Genomic DNA, 7,397 nt, shown 5'->3' with positions numbered 1-7,397 from the left:
GGAGAGGGGTATAAGAGACAGGCTGCCGTCGGGGGGGGGACAGCCTGGAGATGGGAGCGCGTGGCGGAGGTGTCCGGGGGCAGGCCGTGGGACAGGAGCGTCATCGCCGTGTCGAGCACGCGCTCCAGGCCCATGTCCTCTTCCCAGAGCACCCAGCGCATGCCCAGGAAGTCGCCAATGCCCATCAGGCAGTAGGCGAGCGCCTCCGGGTCCATACGGCGCACCTCGCCGGCGTCCATGGCCAGCGTGAGGCCGCGCACGTAGCCCTTGGCGAAGCGGTCGTAGTAGCGGCGGTAGCAGTCCGCGTCCACGAACTCCGCCTGCCGCACCACGCGGTAGAGGTTGGGGTGCTGGCGCACGAACTGGAAGAAGGCGCGCAGCCCCTCGCGCTCCACCTCCAGACGCGTGGTGCACGCGGCCGTGCCTTCCGCGATGAGGCGGCGCAGGCGCGCGCCCAGCTCGTCCACCACCTCCACGAAGATGGACTGCTTGTCAGGGAAGTACACGTAGAAGGTGCCCAGCGCGACGCTGGCCTTGCGCGTGAGGTCCGCGATGGACGCGCGCTCGTAGCCCTTGTCCCCGAACACCGCCTCCGCGGCCTTCAACAGCTTCTGCCGCGTCCGCTGACCGCGCGGCGTGACGGGGACGCGTTCTGAAGTTGAAGGGCGATTCATCTTTCAGAACGGGTAGCACCCGCTTGGCCGCCCTGTCAAAAGCGGATGGATGGCTCCTTGCGTCAAAGACAGACACGGACGCGCGGCGTCAAAGACCTGCCGTGGCAGCGCCGGGCCGTGAGCGCGGAAGTGTCCACCACGCCCCCTTTTCTCTCGCGGGAGCACTCCCTGGCGGCCCTTCCAGCACCACCTTTCGCCTGCCTGCCAGGGGACGTGCGGAGTCGGGTGGAGCCCCCTCCGGCGGCATCAACCACTTTGCGTACAAACGGACTTGCAATCCATGGCAGAGGCATATAACTTCACCGTCGACTGCCAAGGCCGCTTATAAAAATAAGGTTCTAAGCCCCATGGACGCCCTGGATTATCGAATCGTGGACATGCTTCAGCGCGATGGCCGGGCCACGCAGCTGGAGCTGTCACGTGGGGTGAAGTTGTCCCAGCCGGCGGTGGCGGAGCGCATCCGCAAGCTGGAGGAGAAGGGCGTCATCACCGGCTACACGGCGCGCGTGGACGCGACGCAGCTGGGCAAGGACATCACCGCCTTCATCGGGGTGAGCATCGAGCACCCCAAGCACTTCGAAGGCTTCGCGCGGAAGGTCGCCGAGTTGGAGGACGTGCTGGAGGCCCACCGGGTCGCGGGGCAGGACTCGTACGTCTTGAAGGTGAAGACCGCGAATACGCGGACGCTGGACTCGCTGCTCGTGGAGACGCTGCGCACCATTCCAGGTGTGACCCGCACGAGCACCACCATCGTCCTGTCGACCTTGAAGGAAGACACGCATGTGCGTGTCCCCGATGAGCTGTTGAACGGAGAATGAACATGAGCGCGGACGCTATGAGTGCACCCCTGCCCCCTCCTCCGGCCTACCGGCTGTCCCAGCGCATGTCCCGGATGAAGACGTCCGCGGTGCGTGAGATCCTCAAGATCGCCGAGCGCCCGGACATCCTGTCCTTCGCCGGCGGCCTGCCCGCGCCGGAGCTCTTCCCGAAGGACGCCATCGCCAAGGCGTTCGCGGAGACCTTCGCCAGCGACGCGGACGGGCGCTCCGCGCTCCAGTACAGCACCACGGAGGGCTTCGCCCCCTTGCGCGAGTGGATCGCCGGGCACCTGGCCCGCAAGGGCCAGAACGTCCACGCGGACCAGGTGCTCATCACCAGCGGCTCGCAGCAGGGCCTGGACCTGGCGGGGAAGATCCTCCTCGACCCGGGTGACCTGGTGGTCGTGGAGGACCCCAGCTACCTGGCCGCGCTGCAGACCTTCGGCGGCTACGAGGTGGAGTTCGCCACCGTGCGCAGCGACGACGCGGGCATGGACACGGACGACCTGACGGCGCTGATCAAGAAGAAGGGCCCGCCGAAGCTGCTCTACGTCATCCCCAACTTCCAGAACCCCAAGGGCACCACCCTGTCCCTGGAGCGCCGCAAGGCGCTGGTGCGGCTGGCCCAGGAGCACCGCTTCGTCATCCTGGAGGACGACCCGTACGGCGAGCTGCGCTTCAAGGGCGTGCACCTGCCGTCGCTGGCGTCGCTGGACGACCAGGGCGTGGTGGTGTCGCTGTCCACCTTCTCCAAGACGCTGGCCCCCGGCCTGCGCCTGGGCTGGGTGACGGGCCCCAAGGCGCTGCTCAAGCCGATGACCATCGCGAAGCAGGCCACGGACCTGCACACCGCCACGCTCGCCCAGCGCGCCACGGCGCGGCTGCTGGAGACGTTCGACTACGCGGGCCACATCCAGGCGCTGATGCCCATCTACGCCCAGCGCGCCAACGCGATGCTGGACGCGCTCAAGGCCCACATGCCCCAGGGCACCCAGTGGACCCGGCCGGACGGCGGCATGTTCCTCTGGGTGGAGCTGCCCGGGGGGCTGGACGCGGCGAAGCTCCTGCCCCTGGCCGTGGAGCAGAAGGTCGCCTTTGTCCCCGGCGCGCCCTTCTTCGCCAACGACCAGAAGCCGCAGTTCATGCGGCTGAACTACTCCAACCGCCCGCCCGAGCTCATCGTCGAGGGCATGAAGCGGCTGGGCTCTGTCATCTCGGACGCCCTCTAGTTCCAGCACCCGGCCCCCAACGCACCGCGTCGGGGGTCCGGGCCTCAAAAAAGTTGAAGCTTGATTCAGGTTTCAGCCTCCGCGGCGCTGGCCAGCGCCCGGGCGGTGTGCGTACCCTGCGCGCGTTTTTCGGACACGCCCAAGGAGAGGCACATGCAGCTGAAGGACCTGAAGATCATCGTGACGGGTGGCGCGCAGGGCATGGGCGCGCACTTCGCCCAGCGCATCCATGAGGCGGGCGGCCAGGTGGCCGTTGGCGACGTCAACGAGGAGAAGCTCGCGGCGCTGCCCGCGGGCATCCACCGGCGCAAGCTGGACGTGTCCAACGAGCAGGACGTCACGGACTTCGTGCAGTGGGCGCACGGCGCCATGGGCGGCCTCAACGGCCTCATCAACAACGCGGGCATCCTGCGCGACGCGCTGCTCGTGAAGAAGGACCGCACCACCGGCCAGGTGAAGAAGCTGTCCACGGCGGACTGGAACGCCGTCATCGGCGTGAACCTCACCGGCGCCACGCTGATGGTGCGCGAGGTCGTCTCCAAGATGGTGGAGACGGACCAGCGCCCCGGCGTCATCGTGAACATGTCGTCCATCGCGCGGCACGGCAACCGCGGCCAGTCCAACTACGTGTCCGCCAAGGCCGCGCTCGCCGCCAACACCGTCACCTGGTCGCGCGAGTTCGCGCCGTTCGGCATCCGCGTGGGCGCCATCGCCCCGGGCATGATTGAAACGCCCATGACGCAGGGGATGAACCAGAAGGCCCGCGACGCGCTGGTGGCCGCAATCCCGGTGGGCCGCATCGGCGAGCCGGAGGACATCTGGGTGGCCGTGAAGTTCATCGTGGAGTGCGACTACTTCAACGGCCGCACCATCGACGTGGACGGCGGCCACAACTTCTAGGCCGCCGGTTTCATCCGCGCTCCGGACCTCAGGCGCTCTTGCGCTTCCGGGGCGCGGCCCGCGTGGACTTCGCGCCCACGCCCTTCTGCGCCGGGGCCTTCACGTCCACCCAGCGCTCCGCCCACTTGCCCAGTTCGTCGATGACCTTCCAGAACGCCTGACCCTTCTCCGTCAGGCGGTACTCGGAGCGGATGGGCGGGCCCGGGTCGACGTGGCGCTCGAGGATGCCCTCGGCCTCCAGGTCCTTGAGCCGCTCCGACAGGACGCGCTCGCTGATGGTGCCGATGCGCTCCGTCAGCTCCCCGAAGCGGCAGGGCCCATCCATCAGGATGCGCAGGATGACGCCCGTCCAGCGCCGGCCCAGAAGGTCCGCCGCCGTCAGGAACCGCGAGCACAGCGGGCTCAGGTCGTCATGCATCGTGCCGCCTCCTTCTCCAAGTATAGCGCCCGCCCCCTCCCGCCGGCAGTTACTTACTTTTTGGAAGCAGCTTGCGAAATAAAAGTGACGCGGATAGCCATGGGGTGTTCGCAACGGAAGGACGACTCGCATGGCGACGACGAACACGGCCCTGGACACGGATGCGCTGGAGCAGCTCTTCACCGAGGCGCGCACGCACAGCGCCTGGCAGGACCGGCCGGTGACGGAGGAGACGCTGCGCCGCATCTATGAGCTGGCGCGCATGGCCCCCACCGCGGTCAACAGCCAGCCGGTGCGCCTGGTGTTCGTGAAGAGCCGCGAGGCCAAGGAGCGGCTCAAGCCCACGCTGTCCCCGGGCAACGTGGACAAGACGATGCAGGCGCCGGTGACGGTCATCATCGCGTACGACACCGCGTTCCACGAACAGATGCCCAGGCTGTTCCCGTCGCGCGACATGAAGAGCGTTTTCGCGGCCTGGACGCCGGAGGCGCGCGAGCAGTCGGCGCTCCTCAACGGCTCCCTGCAGGCGGGCTACGTCATCCTCGCGGCGCGCGCGCTGGGGCTCGACTGCGGCCCCATGGGCGGCTTCGACAAGGCGAAGGTGGACGAGGCCTTCCTCCAGGGCACCGGATGGAAGTCGAACATCCTCCTCAACCTGGGCTACGGCGACCCGGCGAAGCTCTTCCCGCGCAACCCGCGTCTGTCCTTCGAGGACGCCTGCCGGATGGCCTGACACCGTCCAATCCCAGACACCACACTGGTCCCGCCGTTCAGTGGCGTCCGGCCGCTACAATCCTGAGTTTCTAGGTTAATCAGGAAGAAGCCGCCCCGGCCGTCTGTTCCACAGGGGTGAACGCGGCAAGCGAGCCTCTTCCCGGTGCGAAGCGTGGGCGCCCCCAACGTGGGTGCCCGCCTTTCGCGAAGGCGGGTTAGACCGCCGGAGGGCCGCCTTCCGTTACAAGGGAAGCGGGGTCCGGAGGCTGACGCAGGCACGCCGGTCGCGCCGTGGTGGCGCGGGGCCCGTGACGGGAGGCTTTGGAGCAGGACTAGTACAGCTGCTCGAGCGGCATCATCGTGCCCGCCTCGAACTCCGGCGCGCGGCGCAGCTGGTCCAGCACGCGCGGGGCGCACCTGACGTGCAGCATGGGCATGGAACCGCCCGGCTCACTCATGGCGCGAACGGCGCCCACCAACTGGTGTGCCTCCAGCCAGCGCATGAAGCTCTCGCGAAAGCGGGCGTTCTCCGCCTGGCCTTCCTTGTAGATGTCCGCGCGCGAGCGCATGGGGGCCCGCGGGGACGCGGCGGCGCGCTTCGGTGCGGCCGGCTCCCGGGGCATCACCGTGACGTCGATGTCGCCGCCCGGCTGCGCGTCACGCTCCAGGCCACCAGAGCCCGGCAACGCACGCACCGTGCCTCCGCTGCCAGGCAGCGGACGCACGGCGGCGACGGAGGACATCCGGGCCGAAATGTCTTGGGGTTCGCCCGGCACGCCATTCTTCCTGCGCATGGCCACATCCTCCCCAGGTCCGGTGCTCACGTGGCACCGGCCCCGGCAACTACCGCGTCACCTGAAAACAGCCAGGCCCTTCCCCGTCCGGTGGTTCGCCGAGCGAGGGAGCTTGATGGCATTGGCCAGAATCAAATCTCTCACTTCCAATGCCGTCAAGTCAGGGGCACGGCAACGATACAGCGCAGCAATACCCGCGACATAAGGCGCCGCCATGCTCGTGCCACTCATTCGTTCATAGAACGCCTGATTATTGCAGCGGCGTTCAGTAGACGAATACACATTCACCCCGTAGCCCATGACGTCAGGCACGACACGCCGTCCCACGGCGCCGCTGGCCGAGAAAGTGGCCACGTTGCGCTCGAAGTCGACTGCCCCCACAGCCAGGGCCTCGGGAAAGGCCGCTGGGTAACCAACCGTGTTGGGGCCACTGTTACCCGCCGCGACAATGGGCAGGATGTTGCTGTCCAGAAGCCGACGCAGCATGGCCTGCAGGGCGCGCTGGTTGAGCAGGTAGTCCGCCTCGGAGATGCCCGGGGGCGGCTGCAGCGGGAAGCCCAGCGACAGGTTGACGACGGCGGGGCGCGACGCGTTCTCCGGGCGGCTGAACTGGTGCAGCAGCCACTCCATGCCGGCGGCCACGCGGCCCAGGCTGGTGCGGATGGTCTCCGACTCGATGACGGACGCGGCGTACAGGTCCACCTCCGGCGCGACGCCGTGGTGCACGCCCGCGGCGATGCCGCACACGTGGGTGCCGTGGCCGTCCGGGTCGAAGCCGCGCACGTCGCGCGCCGGGTTGTGCGGCGAGTTGGGGAAGAGCGAGACGTAGCGGAACTGGATGGTCTTGCTCGCGTGCTCCGGGTGGTCCGCGTCCACGCCGGTGTCCAGGATGCCCAGCATCACGCCCGCGCCCCGGATGCCCTGGGCGTGCGCCAGGGGGACACCCGACTCGTCAGGCCACTCGCGGGTGGCGAGCGAGCTCATGCCGCGGTTGCGCGGCCCCGTCTGGCCGGCGGACACCGGGCCGGGGAAGGACAGGGGCACCACGTCCGGGATGAACTCGAACTCCTCCGCCAGCTCGCCCCGGGCCGCCTTCTCCGCGTCCTGGGAGTAGAAGTGCGCCATGGTGGCGCCGATGAGGGGCATGAACCGGTAGCTGCCGACCTCCTCCGTGCCGGACTGCTCCGTCACGGGCGCGCCCGGCATGGGCGTGGCGTCGACGTCGCTGGCCTTCTTGCCACGGGCGCCCTTGCGTCCGCGCTGCGCCTGGCCGCTGACCTCCGGCTTCACGCCGGGCAGCGTGGCGGACCGCAGACCGAGAGCGGTGAGGGCATCCGGTGCCTTCTGCCCGGCGCTGAAGCGCAGCGCGGTGCTGCGGCTGAGGACGCGCTCGCCCTGCGCCGTGCCACGCACTCCGGGCCGGGCCTGCGTCTCGATGGACTCCTTGGGTACCAACAGGAAAGACTTCATGGCTGTGCTCCTTGAACCGCCTATCCGCGCCGGGCCCCGAAGGGAGAGCACCTGCGGTACGACCGCGTCCACCTGGGGACCCTGACAAGCCCCTTCGGATCCGGTGGTCCGGGCTCGCGGGCGTCGCCCGGAGCCGTTGCATCACCTGCCCTCCCCTCTCCCCATGCGCTGGGGTCCAACCGGGGGATTTGACCTCGACCCCCTGACAAAAAATCACGGGATTCCCGTAATAGACACCCCTTGTCTGGTGTCTCGGTCCTCACTCGGCTTCCCCGAACCTCTGGAAACACAACGGATTCCCTCCTGGGGACGAGGGCAATGGCGAAGGGCGCACACGGGCTCTGTCCGCCAGCGGATGTGGGGAAGGGGCAGGCAGGAGG

At 68.5% G+C, this 7,397-nt stretch carries 8 protein-coding genes; 4 read left to right on the top strand and 4 right to left on the bottom strand.

The window, feature by feature from the left end:
- The coding region (locus D7W79_RS35605; protein ID WP_244222150.1) for a TetR/AcrR family transcriptional regulator at positions 1-674 on the bottom strand (674 nt) is incomplete at its 3' end.
- 347 nt (positions 675-1,021) lie between these two features.
- Here D7W79_RS35605 and D7W79_RS35600 point away from each other — a divergent pair.
- The 3 genes from D7W79_RS35600 (at position 1,022) to D7W79_RS35590 (ending at position 3,621) form a co-directional block, all read left to right on the top strand.
- Complete coding sequence (locus D7W79_RS35600; RefSeq protein WP_120529763.1) at positions 1,022-1,492, top strand: Lrp/AsnC family transcriptional regulator; 471 nt, start codon at positions 1,022-1,024, stop codon at positions 1,490-1,492.
- 2 nt (positions 1,493-1,494) lie between these two features.
- Positions 1,495-2,721, top strand: coding sequence for an aminotransferase-like domain-containing protein (locus tag D7W79_RS35595; protein ID WP_120529764.1), 1,227 nt, complete (start codon positions 1,495-1,497; stop codon positions 2,719-2,721).
- 153 nt (positions 2,722-2,874) lie between these two features.
- Positions 2,875-3,621 carry an SDR family oxidoreductase gene (locus tag D7W79_RS35590; protein WP_120529762.1) on the top strand — a complete coding sequence of 249 codons (747 nt, stop codon included), beginning with the start codon at positions 2,875-2,877 and terminating at the stop codon, positions 3,619-3,621.
- Between the two features lie 28 nt (positions 3,622-3,649).
- On the opposite strand, the gene D7W79_RS35585 is transcribed toward D7W79_RS35590, so the two are convergent.
- Entirely contained in the window at positions 3,650-4,039 is a 390-nt protein-coding gene (locus D7W79_RS35585) for a winged helix-turn-helix transcriptional regulator (protein WP_120529761.1), read from the bottom strand.
- Positions 4,040-4,169: 130 nt separating this feature from the next.
- On the opposite strand from D7W79_RS35585, the gene D7W79_RS35580 reads away from it, so the two are divergent.
- On the top strand, positions 4,170-4,772 hold the full coding sequence (locus tag D7W79_RS35580; protein WP_120529760.1) for a malonic semialdehyde reductase: 603 nt from the start codon (positions 4,170-4,172) through the stop codon (positions 4,770-4,772).
- Between the two features lie 313 nt (positions 4,773-5,085).
- Here the strand turns inward: D7W79_RS35580 and popD are convergent, their stop codons facing one another.
- Together popD and popC are read right to left on the bottom strand one after the other, a co-directional pair.
- Complete coding sequence (gene popD / locus D7W79_RS35575) at positions 5,086-5,547, bottom strand: PopC secretion inhibitor PopD (RefSeq protein ID WP_120529759.1); 462 nt, start codon at positions 5,545-5,547, stop codon at positions 5,086-5,088.
- Between the two features lie 57 nt (positions 5,548-5,604).
- Entirely contained in the window at positions 5,605-7,017 is a 1,413-nt protein-coding gene (gene popC, locus D7W79_RS35570) for a subtilisin-like protease PopC (protein ID WP_120529758.1), read from the bottom strand.
- Positions 7,018-7,397: the final 380 nt, after the last annotated feature.

This window comes from Corallococcus exercitus, assembly GCF_003611585.1.
Classification (GTDB): domain Bacteria; phylum Myxococcota; class Myxococcia; order Myxococcales; family Myxococcaceae; genus Corallococcus; species Corallococcus exercitus.
Note: the sequence above shows the minus strand (reverse complement) of the source record. Positions and strands in the feature narration are given on the sequence as shown.

What these genes read in the sequence shown, in the direction of transcription:
- D7W79_RS35580 (WP_120529760.1), top strand. Translation starts at nt 4,170, where the DNA reads ATGGCGACGACGAACACGGCCCTGGACACGGATGCGCTGGAGCAGCTC.
- D7W79_RS35595 (WP_120529764.1), top strand. Translation starts at nt 1,495, where the DNA reads ATGAGCGCGGACGCTATGAGTGCACCCCTGCCCCCTCCTCCGGCCTAC.
- popD (WP_120529759.1), bottom strand. Translation starts at nt 5,547, where the DNA reads ATGCGCAGGAAGAATGGCGTGCCGGGCGAACCCCAAGACATTTCGGCC.
- popC (WP_120529758.1), bottom strand. Translation starts at nt 7,017, where the DNA reads ATGAAGTCTTTCCTGTTGGTACCCAAGGAGTCCATCGAGACGCAGGCC.
- D7W79_RS35600 (WP_120529763.1), top strand. Translation starts at nt 1,022, where the DNA reads ATGGACGCCCTGGATTATCGAATCGTGGACATGCTTCAGCGCGATGGC.
- D7W79_RS35585 (WP_120529761.1), bottom strand. Translation starts at nt 4,039, where the DNA reads ATGCATGACGACCTGAGCCCGCTGTGCTCGCGGTTCCTGACGGCGGCG.
- D7W79_RS35590 (WP_120529762.1), top strand. Translation starts at nt 2,875, where the DNA reads ATGCAGCTGAAGGACCTGAAGATCATCGTGACGGGTGGCGCGCAGGGC.